This is a genomic window from Microbacterium album (assembly GCF_014643695.1).
GTDB lineage: Bacteria > Actinomycetota > Actinomycetes > Actinomycetales > Microbacteriaceae > Microbacterium > Microbacterium album.
Genome location: NZ_BMJY01000003.1, coordinates 194,447 through 210,874, shown reverse-complemented (window position 1 = coordinate 210,874; position 16,428 = coordinate 194,447). Strand labels below are relative to the sequence as shown.

The following is a 16,428-nucleotide window of genomic DNA, read 5'->3' as shown; positions in this document are numbered from 1 at the left end:
TCAGTGATGAAACTCAATGATATCCGTCATCTGTATCATGGCAACATGACTGAGACCGCGGCGGACGAGAAGGCGCAGATTATCCAAGCGCTGCTTGATATCGCAGGATTCGCGCAGGCGACGATGGCGGCAACGCTGCAGGACTTCGATGCGCCGACCTCGGCGGCCCCCGCACTGCGGATCCTCGCCACGAGCCAGGCGCCCGTCACTCCCCGCGACCTCGCGAGGCTGCTCGAGCGCGACCCGTCCACCGCCAGCCTCATCGCTGACAAGCTCGAGCAGATCGGGCTCGTCGCCCGGCAGCCTCACCCCAGCGATGGTCGCAAACGGGTGCTCGTCCTCACGGAACGCGGCCACCGGCTCTGGGACACCCTGCGCGAGAGGCTCCATGAATCCGCGATCCTCGACGACATGACCCCGGCAGAACGGCAAGGGCTCCTCGACCTCCTCGGCAGGATGCGGGCGAAGGGGCGCCCGTGACCGGGGCGGGCGTCGCCGTTGCGCGGACGCGACGCGCACGCTGGCCTCTCTCGGCGCCCACCGGCAGCCCGCTCACCAGGGAAGGATCACTGGGAGGTCTGGGCGTGAGATGCCCTGAGCCCGCACGCCCTGATCCAGCAGACTGGTCTTGTCGGGCCTTGAAACACACCGTCGGGCGCGACGGCGCGAGGCAGGTCGCATCCGGTTAGAGGGGATAGGCGTCCGGGGCGTCTCGGGCGTCCGGCGACCCCTCGCGCGCCCGAGGCTGGTAAACGGCGCCCCACGGCGCCGATGTGGTGCACCTCGCCCGTGCCCCGTCGGAGCCCGTCTCTCCCGAATCCGTTCTGAGGGCGGCACGCCGCGGGCGGCCTGCCTACGGGCGCGTCCGCTGCAGGCGCTTCTCGCGCTCCTTCTGCTTGGCCGCGAGCGCCTCCTGCTCGCCCTTGAGCGTGGCCGAGGCCAGGACGTCCAGCACGCCGCGGCCGCCCTGCTCGCGGAAGATCCTCCCGTACCGGATGCGGCTGAACACGTCCACCGTGCGCGTGCTCAGGTACCCGATGGCGACGCGTCCCAGCAGCCACGCGGACGCGAAGCCGTTCAGGACCCCGACGACGGCCGCGGCGATCATCACCCACAGCTCTCCGGAGACCGCGGACCAGACGATCATCCCCGCCGTGGGCGCGACACCGATCGCCGTCGCGATGAGCGCCACCCACAGGTGCAGCGAGATGTTGCCGTTGGCGTCGTTCGGCCCCACCCGTCGCCGCGGGTCGACGCCGGGGGAGACCCCGACGGCGCTCGTCAGGATCGCGGCGCCGGATGCCGCGCCGACCGTCGCGGGCAGCGCGGCCACGACGAACGGGATCGCCCACCACGCCTGGGCCAGCACGACGAAGATCGCGGAGACCAGCAGCGCGCGCGGCAGGAAGATGAGCGCCATGGCCCACTGGCGGCCGCGCACGTCGGCCCTCACGCTCTTCTCGTGTTCGCCGACGACGTTCTGCCAGACGGCCGTGCCGTCCTGTCCGTAGAGGTTGCAGCCCGACAACGCCACCATGACGGCGACGATGACGCCCGCGAACGCGCCGACCGGCGCCGTATAGCCGCCCAGCAGCGCGAACACGCCGGTCACGGCGCCGGCCCAGACGGCCGTGCTCGCTTCCAGCGCGCGCCACGGATCCCGCCGCCACTGGCGCAGCTCCTTCATGACGACCGCGCCTGTCGGCGTCGCCGGCAGCATCCCGCCGCCGGCGACGAGCGCGGTGGAGCGCGGTCGCCCGCGACGGCGCTGCACGCGCTGCTCGCGCGGGACGAGCAGGGCGATCGTCCCGGCGACGCACGCGACGGTGAGGGCGAGAAGCGCACCCAGCAGGAGCGCCGTCCCGGCCCAGTCGCCGGCCGCGGCCGCCTCGATCGCGAGGATCGTCCACGACGTCGGGAACACGTCGAGGACCGTCGTGATCGGCCCCTGCGGCAACCCGTGCTGCAGCAGGGCCGGAACGGACTGCATCGCGACCGACACCATCATCCAGCCCGCGAACATCGACGCCAGCACGATGCCCCACTGCACTCCCGCGATCTCGATCCCGAGCCTCGTGCGCATCGCGGCGCCGAGCGCGCCGTAGACCAGGCGCGAGAGCGAGATCACGAACACCCACGTGAGGGCTCCGCCGACGAGCGCGACGGCGATCGTCTCCGGGCCGAGCAGGGCCGCATGCCAGAGCGGAGCGAGCAGCGCCAGCAGCACGTACGCGGCGGCGACGCCGACGAACACGCTCGCCAGCAGAGCGCGCCCGAGCGCCGCGCGCGACACCGGCAGCAACGCGAAGTAGTCGGCGCGCAGCACCCCGGCTCCGCTCATCAGCACCGGCCCCAGCATCGCGCCGAGCATCCACAGCGCGAGCACGAGGGTCAGCACCGAGTGGCGCACCGCCTCGGTGGGCGCGGCGATCGCGGCGTACCAGGTCGCGGCGACGAGAGCCGCACCGATCGCCCATCCGGCCCGCCGCAGCCCCGCCGAGGAGTTGCGCAGCATCGCGAACTTGAGTGAGATCATCCCCCGATCCACGACAGCTCCTCGTCATCGACGGCGGGCGCGCCCACGAGCGCGACGAACCGGTCCTCGAGCGTGGCGCCCGCGCGGACCTCATCGAGCGTGCCCTGCGCCACGACCTCGCCGCGAGCGACGATGGCGACGTGATCGCACAGCTGCTCGACCAGGGCCATGACGTGGCTCGAGATCACCACCGATCCGCCGGTCGCGGTGAATCGGCGCAGGATCCTGGTCAGCACGCGCGCGCTCACCGGATCGACGGCCTCGTAGGGCTCATCCAGCACGAGCACCTTCGGGGTGTGCAGCAGCGCGGTGGCCAGACCGATCTTCTTGCGCATGCCCGTGGAGTACTCGCCGACGAGCGTGCCGAGCTGCTCGGCCTCCTCCAGTTCCAGGATGCGCAGTAGTTCGGCGGTGCGGGCTGCCACGACGTCGCTCGGAATCCCCCGGAACCTACCCCAGTAGGTGAGCAGCTCTCCACCCGTGAGGCGCTCCGGCAGGGCGAGTCCATCGGGCAGTACGCCCAGACGGCGTTTGGCCTCCACCGGGTCCGACCAGACGTCGATCCCCTGTACGAATGCCTGCCCCGCGGAGGGGCGCAGCAGGCCGACGGCCATCGAGAGGGCCGTCGTCTTGCCGGCCCCGTTGGGCCCCACCATCCCGAAGAAGGAGCCCACGGGCACGGTCAGGTCGATGTCGTCCACGGCGACCTTGTCGCCGAAGACGCGGCGGAGCCCGCGCAGCTCCAGGGCCGGCAGGTCGTTGTCAGTGTCGTTTTCCACGAGCATGAGTCCACCCAAGCGGTGCGTGAACGCGATCGCATCGGCCGATCGGCCAGGATCGGCGTCGATCGGCCAGAGCCCGGGGCGGGACGATGGTCCCGCCATGTCGCATCCGTATCATCAAGGCATGGCACTCCCGTCGTCGACGACGTGGCGCCGGCTGGCGCGCCGGCTCTCACCGGCGACGGGGCGCACGCGGGGCGAGTTCGCGACGGACACCGCTCTGACCGCGCTCGCCGTGGTCGTCGGGGCGGCGACCGCGTTGCCCGGCGCCAGCCCGCAGATCCCGGCCTGGTGGTGGCCGTGGGATCTCGCGTTCGGGGCGCTCGCGGCGGCAGCCATCTGGTGGACGCGGCGGTTCCCGGTCGCCGTGGCGGCGCTGATGATCCTCCCGGGGACGGTCGCCATCACGGCGGGCGTGGGTGTCCTGGTGTCCGTCTCCCGCGTCGGCCTCCTTGGTCCGATCCGTGCGGCGGTGCTGCTGACGGCCGTGCACATCGTGATGGCGCTGCCCTACCACGCCGTGGCCCCGGTGCCGGGCATGCCCTGGATCGTGTGGGTCGTCGTCATCCCGCTCCTGTACAGCCTGTGCCTGTGCATCGGTCTGCTCGGCCGGGCCCGTCAACAGGTCATCGCCGGCCTGCGCGCCTCCGCGGCGCGCGACCGCGAGCGCTACGAGGAGCGCCTGTCCGGGGCGCGCCGCGACGAGCGCGAGCGCATCGCCCGCGAGATGCACGACGTGCTCGCGCACCGCATCTCGCTGCTGTCGATGCATGCCGGCGCTCTCGAGTACCGCGCCACGTCCTCCTCACCGCCGGATCCGCAGGAACTGTCTCGTGCGGCGCGCATCATCCGCGAGAGCGCCCAGGGCGCGGTCGAAGACCTGCGGGAGCTGCTGGGGCTGCTCCGCAGCGACGACGAGCTCTCGACCGGGGCTCCGCAACCACGGTTGGACGACCTGCCGCGCCTCGTCGAGGAGGCGGCGGCGGCCGGCCAGCGGGTGCAGCTCGACAGCGACCTTCGCGGCCGTGCGATCCGGGAGGCGACACAGCGGACCGCGTATCGGGTCATCCAGGAAGCGCTCACCAATGCCCGCAAGCACGCTCCGCATGCCGCGGTCACGGTGCAGCTGAGACAGAGCCGCGACCGACTGACGATCCTCGCGACGAACCCGCTTCCTCCCGGCGTGACGCGGTGGGACCTGCCGCCGGCCGGCAACGGGCTCGTCGGCCTGGAGGAGCGCGTGCGCATCGACGGCGGCTGGTTCTCCACCGGTGTGGAGGACGGGGCGTTCCTGCTGCGCGCAGAGCTGCCGGTGGGTGCGCGATGACGGTGCGCGTGCTCCTGGTCGACGACGACCCTCTCGTCGTCTCGGGGCTGCGGATGATGCTGGCCGGCGATCCCGAGATCGAGGTCGTGGGGTCGGCGGCCGACGGCGACGAGCTGCTCGCGGCCGTCGAGCGCACCCGGCCCCACGTCGTGCTGCTCGATGTCCGGATGCCGCGACGGGACGGGGTCGCTGCGCTGAAGACGCTGCGGTCACGGCCGGGCGAGCATCCCGCGGTGATCATGCTCACGACGTTCGGAGCAGAGCCCGTCGTGCTCGACGCGCTGCGCGCCGGGGCGGCCGGTTTCCTCCTGAAGCACACTCCGCCCGACCGGATCGTGGCTGCCGTGCACGCCGCTGCGGCGGGGGAGGCGACCGTGTCGCCGGCGGTGCTGCGGCAGCTGATCGACCGCGTCTCCGCGGGCGCCGGGGCGGATCCCGTACCCGTGGATCCGCTGGCGGGCCTCACAGACCGTGAGCGCGAGGTCGCGCTCGCGGTCGCGGAGGGGCTGGGCAACGGCGAGATCGCCCAGCGGCTCTTCCTGTCGATCGGCAGCGTCAAAGCGCACATCTCGAGCGCGCTCGGAAAGCTCGGACTCGACAACCGCGTGCAGCTGGCGATCGCCGCGCACAAGTCGCGCGGCCCGACGTGACCGCCGTGGCGCCGAGCGCGGGATGGGGGCGTCAGGTCGGGAGCCCCCGGCGTAGCTCGCTCAGCACCGCTTCGGCGTCGTCGTGCCGCGCGAGCGGGGCGGCCTGGCCGAGCCAGAGCGACTGCAGCTCGCCGAGGTCGCGTCGCGCGGCCTCGGCGCGGAACCGGCCCGTCAGCCAGTTCTGGGCGGGGAAGGGCGCGACGGCGCCCGCGGCCTCGATGGCGCGCGTGGCCCGGTTCGGCGCTCCGCGGGCGAGGCGGCCGCTCATGGCCCGCGTGAGCACGGTGCCGTGCGCCGGGGTGGTGTCGATCGCGCGCCGGTGCGCCTCGGTGGCCGCGGAGGCGCGGGTGCGCAGGAACGCGGTGCCGACCTGGACACCCTCGGCGCCGAGCGCGAAGGCCGCCGCGACCCCGCGCCGGTCGGCGATGCCACCGGCGGCGATCACGGGAACGGAGACCGCGTCGGCGACCTGGGGCACGAGCGCGAACGTGCCCACCAGCGACTCCTCCGCGGGCTGCAGGAACGACACCCGGTGTCCCGCGGCCTCGGCCCCGGAGGCGACGACCGCGTCCACACCGCCGGCCTCGAGCGCGACCGCCTCGTCGACCGTCGTGGCGGTGCCGATGACGGTGATCCCGCGTTCGCGAGCCGCGGCGACGACGGCGGCGGGAGGCACGCCGTAGACGAAGCTGATCACGCTCGGTCGCGCCTCCAGTGCGGCGCGAACCTGTTCGTCGAACGGAGGCAGGTAGCGGTCGGTCGGCTCCGGCAGGGGCAGCCCCACCTCGGCGAAGAGCCCGGCCATCGCCGCGCGCGCCCGCGCGAGCTCGTCGGCGTCGGGGTGGCGCTCGGTGCCGGTCGGCAGCCACAGGTTGAGCGCGAACGGCCGATCGGTCGCGGCGCGCAGCCCGGCGGCCGTCTCGCGGATGCGGTCGGGGGCGTACCCGTACAGACCGTAGGATCCGAGACCGCCGCCGTTGCTGACCGCGGCGGTCAGCGCCACGGAGGACAGCCCGCCGAAGGGCCCGAGGACGAGGGGATGCTCGATCCCCAGCAGCCGGGTCAGACGGTTCGCCATGGCAGTCCTCCGTGGCGGCGTCCGGCTAGATGACCCCGAGGGCCAGCATCGCGTCGGCGACCTGGGTGAATCCGGCGATGTTCGCTCCGGCGACGTAGTCGCCCGGCACGTCGTACTCGTCGGCCGTCGCGAGGCACCGGTCGTGGATCGAGGTCATGATGTCGGACAGCCGCGCCTCGGTGTGCTCGAACGTCCACGAGTCCCGCGACGCGTTCTGCTGCATCTCGAGCGCGCTCGTCGACACGCCGCCGGCGTTGACCGCCTTGCCGGGCGCGAAGCGCACCCCCGCCTCGCGGAGGATGCGCACCGCATCGGGGGTCGTGGGCATGTTGGCGCCCTCGGCGACGATGGTGCAGCCGCTGCGGACGAGCGCCTCGGCGCCGGTGCCCATCAGCTCGTTCTGGGTGGCGCACGGCAGCGCGATGTCGCAGGGGACGTCCCAGATGGACCCGCTGGACAGGAACCGGGCGCTGCCGCGGACGGCGGCGTAGTCGCTCACGCGCCCGCGCCGGCCGTTCTTGATCTCCTTGAGCAGGTCCAGATCGATTCCCGCCTCGTCCACGACGTAGCCGCTCGAGTCGGAGCACGCCACGACGAGCCCGCCGAGTTCCTGGACCTTCTCGATCGCGTAGATGGCGACGTTCCCCGAACCGGAGACGACCACGCGCTTGCCCTCGAAGGAGTCGCCGGTCGCGGCCAGCATCTCGCGGACGAAGAAGACGGTGCCGTAGCCGGTCGCCTCGGTGCGCACCTGCGAGCCGCCCCAGGTGATGCCCTTGCCGGTGAGCACGCCGGACTCGTAGCGGTTCGTGATGCGCTTGTACTGGCCGAACAGGTAGCCGATCTCCCGGCTCCCGACGCCGATGTCGCCCGCGGGCACGTCCGTGTGCTCGCCGAGGTGACGGTACAGCTCGGTCATGAACGACTGGCAGAACCGCATGACCTCGGCCTCGCTGCGGCCCTTGGGGTCGAAGTCCGACCCGCCCTTGCCGCCGCCGATCGGCATGCCGGTGAGCGCGTTCTTGAAGATCTGCTCGAAGCCCAGGAACTTCACGATCCCGAGGTAGACGCTCGGGTGGAACCGCAGGCCGCCCTTGTAGGGGCCGAGGGCCGAGTTGAACTCGACCCGGAAGCCGCGGTTGAGCTGAACCCGACCCGCGTCGTCGGTCCACGGCACGCGGAAGATGATCTGCCGCTCGGGTTCGCACAGCCGGCGGATGATCTCCGCGTCGGCGTACTCGGGGTGCTTCGTGACGACGGGACCGAGGCTCTCGAGCACCTCCTTCACAGCCTGGTGGAACTCGATCTCGCCGGCGTTGCGGGCGACGACCTCGTCGTAGACCGGGACCAGTTGTTCATGCAGTGCGGGCACGTGGTTCTCCTTCGTGGTGCAGGCGGCGATCCGTGCAGGAGCGCGCGGCGAGGCGATCGCCTCACCGGCGAGACGCTCCCTGGCCGCGGCACTGCCCCTGACAGAGGACCGCCGACACAGACACTACGCCTCGCGCTCCGCGATCCTCGAATCGCCCATGGCGGATGCGGATCGCGGTGGAGGCGTCACCGCCCCCGGCGCGCTCGCCACATCGCCGCCGCGAGCCACAGTGCGGCCGCGGCCGTGAGGATGCCGTGCGCGATGCGGCCGGCGGGCGGAAGGAAGAACTGCGGGAGGTAGAGCGCGATGGCCGCGGCGAGCAGGATCGCGCTGCCGCGGCTCAGCACGCCGCCGCGCCAGACCCCCATGGCCACCAGCACCGCTCCGATGGCCACCAGGAGCAGTCCGAGGGCGAACAGCGTCAGCTGGGTGGCGCCCTCACGGATCGCGCTGGAGATCTCGAACACCGCCTGTCCCTCGAGCGCGACCGCGTTGAGGGCGAACGTCTCGGCTCCGAAGAACAGCAGGACCAGGCCCGTGCCGAGCCAGGTGACCACGACGGATGACCGCGTGGCCGCCTCGCCGCGGGTCCCGGTGTGCAGTTCGCGCAGGGCGCCGAGCGAGAGTGCCAGGAGCAGGAAGCCGAACGCTCCGGAGAGGTGGGCGATCACCCACCACTCCGATCCCATCGCCTCCGCGTAACCCGCAGCGGTCTCGGACTTGTCCGCCCAGGGGCGGAGCAGGGGGAACAGCCCGAACAGGACGCCGCTGAGGGCGAGCGTCAGGGCACCGGAGCGCGGGGAGCGGCGGGGGTCGTGTGCGGCGGTCATGGCTTCTTCTCCTCGGGGGATGGGGGAGCGGACAGTGTGCGGACGAACGCCTGGACCAGGCGATGGAAGCTGACACCCACGTCCTCCGCCATGCCGAACCCGCCCGCGGACTCGATGTGCGCGAAGCCGTGCACCGTCGCTCGCAGGGCGCGGGTGGTGTGGATGGCGTCGGCGCCGCTGACCCCGCAGCCCTGCAGCACCGTCAGGATCACATCGAGCTGCCTGCGGGCCGGCTCGGCGAGCAGGGGGTCGTGGAGGGGATCCGGGGACACCGCCGCGTAACGCGACGGATGCCCCACCGCGTAGTCCCGGTACGCGTGCATCATGGCCGCGACAGCGTCCTCCCCGCTCCGCCCCAGCGCGGCGGCGGTGAGCGCGCCCGTGATCTCGTCGAGCACTCGCGCCGCGATCAGGGCCCTGAGCTCGCCGAGCCCGGCGACGTGCTTGTAGAGCGACGGGGGAGCCACGCCGGCGTGCCCCGCGACGGCCGTCAGGGTGAGGGCGTCCAGTCCGCGTTCATCGATCACCGCGATGGCCGCGTCGACGACCGCGGCGGGGGAGAGGCCGGCGCCGCTCATCGCGCGACCTCGCCCGACCCCGCGCGACCGGGCGGGGCGCCGCAGCTATCGTCCATAGCTGCCAGGCTAATGACATTAGCCAGCGATCGCAAGGCGGCGAGGCCGGGCGGTCTCGCCTCGCGAGCCGCGATTCCGAGCCTTCTTGGAGACAGCGCCTCGCCCCCGCGAATAGGCTTCTCCGCGTGCCCACCTCACAAGCGAGGCGGGGAAGGGGAACCGCACGATGAGCACCGCCCGCCCGAGACGACGCCGCGTCGGAAGCGTCCTGCTCTCCGTCGCCGGCGTGCTGCTGCTCGCCGTCGGCGCGGCGGTTCTTGGCGCCGCGCTGCTGGCGCCCGAGGAGACCGAGAAGGCGTACGGGCGGGTCAAGACGGAGGTCATCGCGACCATCGACGAGGTGCGCCTGACGGTCTTCGAGGAGTTGCCGGAGGTCCGGCTCGGGGTGTCCGGGGGCATGGTCGAGCTCGACCGCTGCGACGGCACGTTCACCGAGATGCTCTCGTACGAGCGAGCGGACGTGCCGCCGGTGTGGGCGGCGCACAACAACTGCGCCGGGGATGTCATCCTGCCGTGGCAGACGGGTCAGCAGATACGGATCGCGGGGGACGACCGGGTCTTCGAGGTGGTGGACATCCGGGAGACGTCCAAGATCTGGGCGAGCACCGACGACCTGGTCGGGCTCGGCGGCGACTTCGCGCTGCAGACCTGCTATTACGGGGAGGACCGGATGAAGTTCATCGGCCTCGTCCCCGTCGACGCGTGAGGTCGGGGGTACACCGGCGAGCCGCTGCGCGACTCAGCCCGCGGTGAGGATGAGGGCGTCGCCCTGACCGCCGCCTCCGCACAGCGTGACGCCGGCCGTCCCGCTCCCGCGGCGGGCGAGCTCGTGCGCGGCGTGTACGACGAGCCGGTTGCCGGACGCGCCGACCGGGTGACCGAGCGCGATCCCGCCGCCGTGGATGTTCACGACCTCGGACGAGAGGCCGAGCTCCTTCCGCGACTGCACCACGACCGCGCCGAACGCCTCGTTGATCTCGACGAAGTCCAGGTCGGAGGCCGCCAGGCCCTGCCGATCGAGCGCCTGCGCCAGGGCCTGGGCCGGTTGGGCCTGCAGCGAGTTGTCCGGCCCGGCCGTCTGACCGGAGGCCCCGAGCGCTGCCAGGACGCGCCAGCCCTCCGCGTCGGCGCGGGCGCGCGTCGTCACGACGACGGCCGAGGCGCCGTCCGAGATCTGCGACGCGTTGCCCGCCGTGATGCTCCCGTCCTCGGCGAAGGCGGGGCGCAGCCGCGCGAGCGTGTCGACCGTGGTGTCGGGCCGGACGCCCTCGTCCCGCGTAACGCGCACCGGGTCACCCTTGCGCTGCGGGACCTCCAGGGGAACGATCTCGTCGTCCAGCACACCGGTTTCCGCCGCGGCGGTGGCGCGCTGGTGCGAGAGCGCCGCGACCTCGTCCTGCTCCTCGCGCGTCACCCCGAAGCGGGCGTTGTGGCGTTCGGTGGACAGCCCCATGCTGACGCCGTCGTGCGCGTCCGTCAGGCCGTCGTAGGCCATGTGGTCGAGCACCTCGATCGAGCCGTAGGACCAGCCTGCGCGCGAGCCCGGCAGCAGGTGCGGGGCGCGCGACATGGACTCCATGCCGCCGGCGACGACCACGTCGGCGTCCCCGACCCGGATCATGCGCGCCGCGTCGATCACGGCGGCCAGCCCGGACAGGCAGACTTTGTTGACCGACTGCGTCGGCACGTCCCAGCCGATGCCCGCGCCCAGGGCGGCCTGACGGGCCGGGTTCTGGCCCGAGCCGGCGGTGAGCACCTGCCCGACGATCACCGCCTCCACGGCGCTGGCCGGCACGCCGCCGCGCTCGAGGGCCCCGCGGATCGCCGCGGACCCGAGCTGGGGCGCCGTGAGGGAGGCCAGTGCGCCGCTCAGGCGGCCCTGGGGCGTGCGGGCGGCGGCGACGATCACGACGTCCGAGGTGTTCATGGGGTCTCCTCCAGCGCGACGGCGAGCGGCGGTTGGGTCGCCGCGATCACCTCTTCGAGTGTGACACCCGGCGCGAGCTCGCGGAGCGCGAGGCCTTCGGACGTCACGTCGATCACGGCCAGATCGGTGATGATGCGGTCGACCACGCCCCGGCCGGTCAGGGGCAGCGAGCAGTCGTCGACGATCTTCGGCGAGCCGTCCTTGGCGACGTGCTCCATGAGCACGATGACGCGCCCGGCTCCGTGGACGAGATCCATGGCGCCCCCGGGGCCCTTGACCATCTTGCCCGGGATCATCCAGTTGGCCAGGTCGCCCGTCGCGGACACCTGCATGGCTCCGAGGATGGCGGCGTCGATCTTCCCGCCCCGGATCATCCCGAAGCTCGTGGCGGAGTCGAAGAACGCCGCGCCGGGAAGCGTCGTGACGGTCTCCTTGCCGGCGTTGATGAGATCGGCGTCGACCGCGTCCTCGCTCGGATACGGGCCGACCCCGAGGATGCCGTTCTCGGACTGCAGCACCAGCGCCACCCCCGGCGGCACGTAGTTGGGGACCAGGGTCGGGAGCCCGATCCCGAGGTTGACGTACTCGCCGTCGCGCAGCTCGCGCGCGGCCCGGGCGGCCATCTCGGTGCGGGTGAGCGGCATGTCAGTTCCCTCCCTGGACGGTGCGCTTCTCGATGCGCTTTTCGATGGCCGTGCCGACCTCGACGATGCGGTGCACGAACACGCCCGGCAGATGGACGAGGTCGGGGTCGAGCTCACCGGGCTCGACCAACTCCTCGACCTGCGCGACGCACACGTGGCCGGCCATCGCCGCGAGCGGGTTGAAGTTGCGTGCGGCCTTACGGAACACGAGGTTGCCGTGCCGGTCGCCGCGCCACGCGTGCACGAGAGAGAAGTCCGTGGTGATGGCCTCCTCGAGCACGAACTCCCGCTCGACGCCGTCCACGACGAACCGCCGCACGTCCTTGGCGGGCGATGCGACCGCGACCGTGCCGTCGGGCGCGTAGCGGCGCGGCAGCCCACCCTCCGCGACCTGGGTGCCGACGCCCGTCTGCGTGTAGAACGCCGCGATACCGGAGCCGCCGGCGCGCAGCTTCTCGGCGAGCGTCCCCTGCGGGGTCAGCTCCAGCTCCAGCTCGCCGGCCAGGAACTGCCGCTCGAACTCCCGATTCTCGCCCACGTAGGACGACGTCATCTTGCGGATGCGCCGCGCGGCGAGAAGCACGCCGAGCCCCCAGTCGTCGACACCGCAGTTGTTCGACACGACGGACAGATCGGTCGTGCCCTGTGCGAGCAGCGCCTCGATGAGCGCGATCGGGTTTCCCGACAGGCCGAAGCCGCCGACGGCGATGCTCGCGCCGTCGGGGATGTCCGTCACGGCGGACGCGGCGCTCATGTATTGCTTGTCGATCACGTCGAAGTCACTCCCTCGTCACTCCCGCTGCGAGCCGCACGTGCGATGCGCCCGTCCTCCCCACTGTCGGCGAGCCTCGCCGGAGTGCGAAATCCCGCTTGCAACGTGGACCGGCCCAGCCATAGTGTCCACATCATGGACGCTCCGCTCGTAACCGGGACGAACCCGACGCCTCCGGGGACGCAGGCGGTGTCGCGCGCGGCCCTGCTCCTCCGCTTGGTCACCGGGCAGGGCGAGGAGGGGGCGACGTTCGCGCATCTGGTGTCGGCCTCGGGCCTGACACGTCCCACGGCGCACCGACTGCTGTCCGCATTGCGGGCGGAGGGGATGGTGGACCGGGACGCCGTGACGTCCCGCTGGCTGCCGGGCCCGGAGCTGTATCTGATGGGCTCGGTCGCGGCCGCGCGCTACGATGTCGCCTCGCGCTCGCGCGACGTCGTGCGGTCCCTCGCGGCCGCGACGGAGGAGAGTGCGTTCCTCTCGGTCCGGCGCGGGGACGAGACCGTGTGCCTCGTGCGCGAGGACGGCGCGTTCCCCATCCGCTCGTTCGTGCTCTACGAGGGCGTGCGCTTCCCGCTGGGTGTGGCGTCGGCGGGCCTGGCGATCCTCGCCTTCCTGCCCGAGGACGAGATCGCCGCCTACCTCGAGCGCCACGGGGAGCTGCCCAAGCGCTGGGGCGAGGCGCACTCGGCCGCACAGCTCCGCAGGCGCATCGCGCAGACGCAGGATCGGGGTTACAGCGTCAATCCCGGGCTCATCGTCGAGGGCAGCTGGGGGATGGGCGCGGCGGTGTTCGACCGCGCGGGCCGACCGGCGTGGGCCCTCAGCGTGACCGGGGTCGAGTTCCGCTTCGGCCCCGAACGCCGCGCCCGGCTCGGGCGCGCGCTGCTCGCGCACGCGCACGAGCTCACGGGCCGCCTCAAGGCCGTGGCCGGTTAGGGCAGCACGACCGGGCAGGATGGGGGGATGACGATCGATCTCGACGCCTATCTCCGCCGGATCGGCTACGACGGCCCCGTGCGCGCCGATGCGGACACGCTGCGCGCCCTGGTCGCCGCGCACGTCCGGGCCGTGCCGTTCGAGAACCTCGACCCGCTGCGGGGCGTGCCCGTCGCGGATCTCGGTCCCGAGGCGCTGCAGGACAAGCTCGTCGCCCGTGGTCGTGGCGGCTACTGCTACGAGCAGAACGGGCTCATGGGCTACGTGCTCGAGCGGCTCGGGTTCGGCGTCGAGCGGCTGGCGGCGCGCGTGGTGTGGCTGAGGGATCCAGACGGCCCGGAGCCGGCGCAGACGCATTTGGTGCTGGCCGTGACGATCCCGGGCGACGATGCGCGGAGGCTGGTCGACGTGGGCTTCGGCGGGCCGACGCCTCCGGTGCCGCTGGTGCTCGGAACCGCGGCCGAGCAGCCGACCACCCACGAGCCGTACCGTCTGATCGACGGCGACGGGGTCCGGGCCCTGCAGGCTCAGATCCGCGCCGAGTGGCGCACGCTGTACCTGTTCGAGGAGCTGCCGAGGCCGCACGTGGACCTGGAAGTCGGCAGCTGGTACGTCTCGACCCATCCCGCGTCGAAGTTCGTCTCCCAGCTCGTCGCCGCCCGCGTCGCGCCCGACGGCCGCTACGCCCTGCGCGGCCGCAACCTCGCCATCCACCGCGGCGGAGCGACCGAGCGCGTGCGCTTCGACACGGCCGCGCAGGTGATCGAGGCGCTCACGGGCACGTTCGGCATCGATGTGTCGGACGTCGCGGATCGCGCGGAGCTCGAACGCCGCGTCGACGAGGTGCTCGACGCCTGAATCCACGCCCCGCGAGCGCGGACGACTGCCTGTGGACAACTCCGTCCGCGGAATCCGCGCCTCTGCTAGCTTCTCGCGCGAAGGTCGTCCCCTCAGGCTCGAGGGTGTCGTTCGCCCTCACGCGAGGAGATCCATGAACCGCCGTCCGCCGTCCCGCATGCTGTGCGGGATCACCCTGCTCGTCTCGGCCCTGGTGCTGTCCGCCTGCTCGGGAGCGGGCGGTGCGCAGGACGAGAGCCGCAGCCTGAGCGTGCACTGGCTCGCGTACAGCGGCGACGGCGGGTCGGTCGGCGAGACGCGGCTGACGCGGACGCCGAGTGAAGACGGCGACTTCCGAGTGGAGTTCTCGGAGAACGAGGTGGGCGGCATCGGCGAGGCATCGCAGGCGGCCGCATGGAACGCCGCGATCGTGTCGACCCTGTTGACGGGTGGGGAGCTGTCGGGGGCATACCGCTTCGAGACGGACGGCCGCATCGACGGACCGAGCGCGGGCGCTCTGACGACGGCGGGGCTGATCGCCCTGCACCGCGGAGACGAGCTGCTCGAGGGCGTGACGATGACGGGCACGATCAACCCCACCGGGACGATCGGCCCCGTCGGGGGGATCCCCGAGAAGCTGCAGGGAGCGGCCGACGCGGAGTTCACGAAGGTGCTCGTTCCGCTCGGCCAGCGCAACGTCCCCGATGTCGAGGGCCGCGAGGTCGACGTCGTGCGCGAGGGCGAGCGCCTCGGCATCGAGGTCGTCGAGGTGAGCGACGTCTACGAGGCCTACGAGCATCTCACGGGCGAGGTGCTGCGACCCCCGTCGTCGAGCGCGCAGCCCCGGCTCGACAACGCGTCGTACGCCAAGGTCGAAGCGCAGACCGGCGCGGTCCTGGCGCGTTACGAAGAGGCGATGCGGGGCTTCAGCAGGGCCCCGCGTCCCTTCCAGGACATGTTCCTCGTAGAGGGAGGGCTGGTGCAGGAGGTGGAGACGCGGGCGCAGAAGGCGAGGGACCTGCAGCGCCAGGGCCAGCAGGCCGGCGCGTACATCGCCGCGGGCGAGGCCGCCGCGCTCGCCGCGACGCTTGAGGCCGGCGCCAACCTGCTCAACCCGGTCTTCACGCAGGGCTTCGACGGCCTCGGCCTCGTGTTCGCCGACGCACTCGACATCGGCCCCAGCGTCGCGAAGGTCGAGTCCTTCCTCGACCAGCTCGCGGGCTACCAGCCGAAGACGATCGCGGACGTCGAGGGCCTCGTCAACGCGTACGCCGGCACGTTCGACGCCTACTCCCTCCTCATCTTCGCGACAGGCCGTATCGAGGCGATCCAGCAGCGCTTCGAGGGCGGCGGATACGGCTCGCTCGAGGAGCTGTTCACCGAGCTCGTTCAGCCGGTCCTGTACGCCCAACTCGCGGAGGCGCAGCTCGCCGTCACGCAATCGAGCTTCGAGATCGGTCGAGACAACCCGGGGGCGTCGATCAGCGAAGACGTGGACGTGCACGCGGTGGGCGCGTTCTTCCGCCGCGGCGCCGATGCGAACTTCAAGGCCTTCGAGGAGGCCTTCGTCACGCCCCAGGCGGAGGCGGCCGGCATGAGCAACGCGCAACTGCTGGATCTGCTGTCGAACGTCGATCTGACGGTGGCCGCCGCACGCACCCAGCCGGGCATCGAGGCCTTCGTCTCGCGCTACATCGGCGAGGACAGCACGAACGCCGCGTACGCGACTCTCGGCTACGGGCTCAACAATTACGTCCGCAACGCCATGCTCGTCGACAAGTACTACAACAACGCGATCCTCGACTCGGCGTTCACCGTGACCGGCGTGCGGTGGGACGCCGTGCTCAATCACGCGATCGATCTCGGCCGGGACCACCTCAGCAGCGAGATCGCCCTGCTCCGGGACCACGACACCGAGCCGGTGCTGGCCGTGGGCGGCTACGAGTCTGCCGTGCTGAGCGCGTCGGGCGACGTGGCATCGCGCTTCGGCGCGGTCTCGTCGCTCAACGGCGGCTTCGTCACCGCGCGCGTCCTGTCCTATCTGGGAGGGTTCCCCGCCTCGCTGGCCGCGGACTGACGACCCGCCCGCGGCAGCGGCC

General features: G+C 72.1%; 16 protein-coding genes. 7 read left to right on the top strand and 9 right to left on the bottom strand.

Annotated elements, in window-relative coordinates; all coding sequences use genetic code 11:
* Nucleotides 1–6: 6 nt before the first annotated feature.
* Entirely contained in the window at nucleotides 7–480 is a 474-nt protein-coding gene (locus tag IEX37_RS05800) for a MarR family winged helix-turn-helix transcriptional regulator (RefSeq protein WP_229663098.1), read from the top strand.
* A gap of 373 nt (nucleotides 481–853) precedes the next feature.
* Here the strand turns inward: IEX37_RS05800 and IEX37_RS05795 are convergent, their stop codons facing one another.
* Nucleotides 854–2,536 carry a hypothetical protein gene (locus tag IEX37_RS05795; RefSeq protein WP_188755296.1) on the bottom strand — a complete coding sequence of 561 codons (1,683 nt, stop codon included), beginning with the start codon at nucleotides 2,534–2,536 and terminating at the stop codon, nucleotides 854–856.
* Complete coding sequence (locus IEX37_RS05790; protein ID WP_229663097.1) at nucleotides 2,533–3,315, bottom strand: ABC transporter ATP-binding protein; 783 nt, start codon at nucleotides 3,313–3,315, stop codon at nucleotides 2,533–2,535. The genes IEX37_RS05795 and IEX37_RS05790 overlap by 4 nt, the downstream gene beginning before the upstream one ends.
* Nucleotides 3,316–3,442: 127 nt before the next feature.
* Here IEX37_RS05790 and IEX37_RS05785 point away from each other — a divergent pair, with 127 nt between their 5' ends.
* Together IEX37_RS05785 and IEX37_RS05780 are read left to right on the top strand one after the other, a co-directional pair.
* Nucleotides 3,443–4,645, top strand: a complete 1,203-nt coding sequence (locus IEX37_RS05785; protein WP_188755295.1) for a sensor histidine kinase — start codon at nucleotides 3,443–3,445, stop codon at nucleotides 4,643–4,645.
* Entirely contained in the window at nucleotides 4,642–5,295 is a 654-nt protein-coding gene (locus IEX37_RS05780) for a response regulator transcription factor (protein ID WP_188755294.1), read from the top strand. Before IEX37_RS05785 ends, IEX37_RS05780 begins: the two co-directional genes overlap by 4 nt.
* Nucleotides 5,296–5,326: 31 nt before the next feature.
* Here the strand turns inward: IEX37_RS05780 and IEX37_RS05775 are convergent, their stop codons facing one another.
* The 4 genes from IEX37_RS05775 to IEX37_RS05760 all read right to left on the bottom strand — a co-directional run bounded on the left by IEX37_RS05775 (nucleotide 5,327) and on the right by IEX37_RS05760 (nucleotide 9,153).
* Nucleotides 5,327–6,373, bottom strand: a complete 1,047-nt coding sequence (locus IEX37_RS05775) for an NAD(P)H-dependent flavin oxidoreductase (protein WP_188755293.1) — start codon at nucleotides 6,371–6,373, stop codon at nucleotides 5,327–5,329.
* Nucleotides 6,374–6,398: 25 nt separating this feature from the next.
* Nucleotides 6,399–7,745 (bottom strand): NADP-specific glutamate dehydrogenase, encoded by a 1,347-nt coding sequence (gdhA, locus tag IEX37_RS05770; protein ID WP_188755292.1) that lies wholly within the window; start codon nucleotides 7,743–7,745, stop codon nucleotides 6,399–6,401.
* Nucleotides 7,746–7,930: 185 nt separating this feature from the next.
* Entirely contained in the window at nucleotides 7,931–8,575 is a 645-nt protein-coding gene (locus IEX37_RS05765; protein ID WP_188755291.1) for a hypothetical protein, read from the bottom strand.
* Nucleotides 8,572–9,153, bottom strand: a complete 582-nt coding sequence (locus IEX37_RS05760) for a TetR-like C-terminal domain-containing protein (protein ID WP_188755290.1) — start codon at nucleotides 9,151–9,153, stop codon at nucleotides 8,572–8,574. Before IEX37_RS05760 ends, IEX37_RS05765 begins: the two co-directional genes overlap by 4 nt.
* A 223-nt stretch (nucleotides 9,154–9,376) precedes the next feature.
* Between IEX37_RS05760 and IEX37_RS05755 the strand changes: the two genes are divergently transcribed.
* Nucleotides 9,377–9,916, top strand: a complete 540-nt coding sequence (locus tag IEX37_RS05755) for a hypothetical protein (protein WP_188755289.1) — start codon at nucleotides 9,377–9,379, stop codon at nucleotides 9,914–9,916.
* Nucleotides 9,917–9,949: 33 nt separating this feature from the next.
* Here the strand turns inward: IEX37_RS05755 and IEX37_RS05750 are convergent, their stop codons facing one another.
* The 3 genes from IEX37_RS05750 to IEX37_RS05740 are packed head-to-tail and all read right to left on the bottom strand — an operon-like array spanning nucleotide 9,950 to nucleotide 12,553.
* Entirely contained in the window at nucleotides 9,950–11,137 is a 1,188-nt protein-coding gene (locus IEX37_RS05750; RefSeq protein WP_188755288.1) for an acetyl-CoA C-acetyltransferase, read from the bottom strand.
* Entirely contained in the window at nucleotides 11,134–11,781 is a 648-nt protein-coding gene (locus tag IEX37_RS05745; RefSeq protein WP_188755287.1) for a CoA transferase subunit B, read from the bottom strand. Before IEX37_RS05745 ends, IEX37_RS05750 begins: the two co-directional genes overlap by 4 nt.
* A 1-nt stretch (nucleotide 11,782) precedes the next feature.
* A complete protein-coding gene (locus tag IEX37_RS05740) occupies nucleotides 11,783–12,553 on the bottom strand; it encodes a CoA transferase subunit A (protein WP_188755286.1) in 771 nt (256 codons plus the stop codon).
* Between the two features lie 135 nt (nucleotides 12,554–12,688).
* Here IEX37_RS05740 and IEX37_RS05735 point away from each other — a divergent pair, with 135 nt between their 5' ends.
* The 3 genes from IEX37_RS05735 (at nucleotide 12,689) to IEX37_RS05725 (ending at nucleotide 16,406) form a co-directional block, all read left to right on the top strand.
* Nucleotides 12,689–13,492 carry an IclR family transcriptional regulator gene (locus IEX37_RS05735; RefSeq protein ID WP_188755285.1) on the top strand — a complete coding sequence of 268 codons (804 nt, stop codon included), beginning with the start codon at nucleotides 12,689–12,691 and terminating at the stop codon, nucleotides 13,490–13,492.
* Between the two features lie 27 nt (nucleotides 13,493–13,519).
* Nucleotides 13,520–14,350, top strand: a complete 831-nt coding sequence (locus IEX37_RS05730) for an arylamine N-acetyltransferase family protein (protein ID WP_188755284.1) — start codon at nucleotides 13,520–13,522, stop codon at nucleotides 14,348–14,350.
* Between the two features lie 133 nt (nucleotides 14,351–14,483).
* Nucleotides 14,484–16,406 carry a S16 family serine protease gene (locus IEX37_RS05725; RefSeq protein ID WP_188755283.1) on the top strand — a complete coding sequence of 641 codons (1,923 nt, stop codon included), beginning with the start codon at nucleotides 14,484–14,486 and terminating at the stop codon, nucleotides 16,404–16,406.
* Nucleotides 16,407–16,428: the final 22 nt, after the last annotated feature.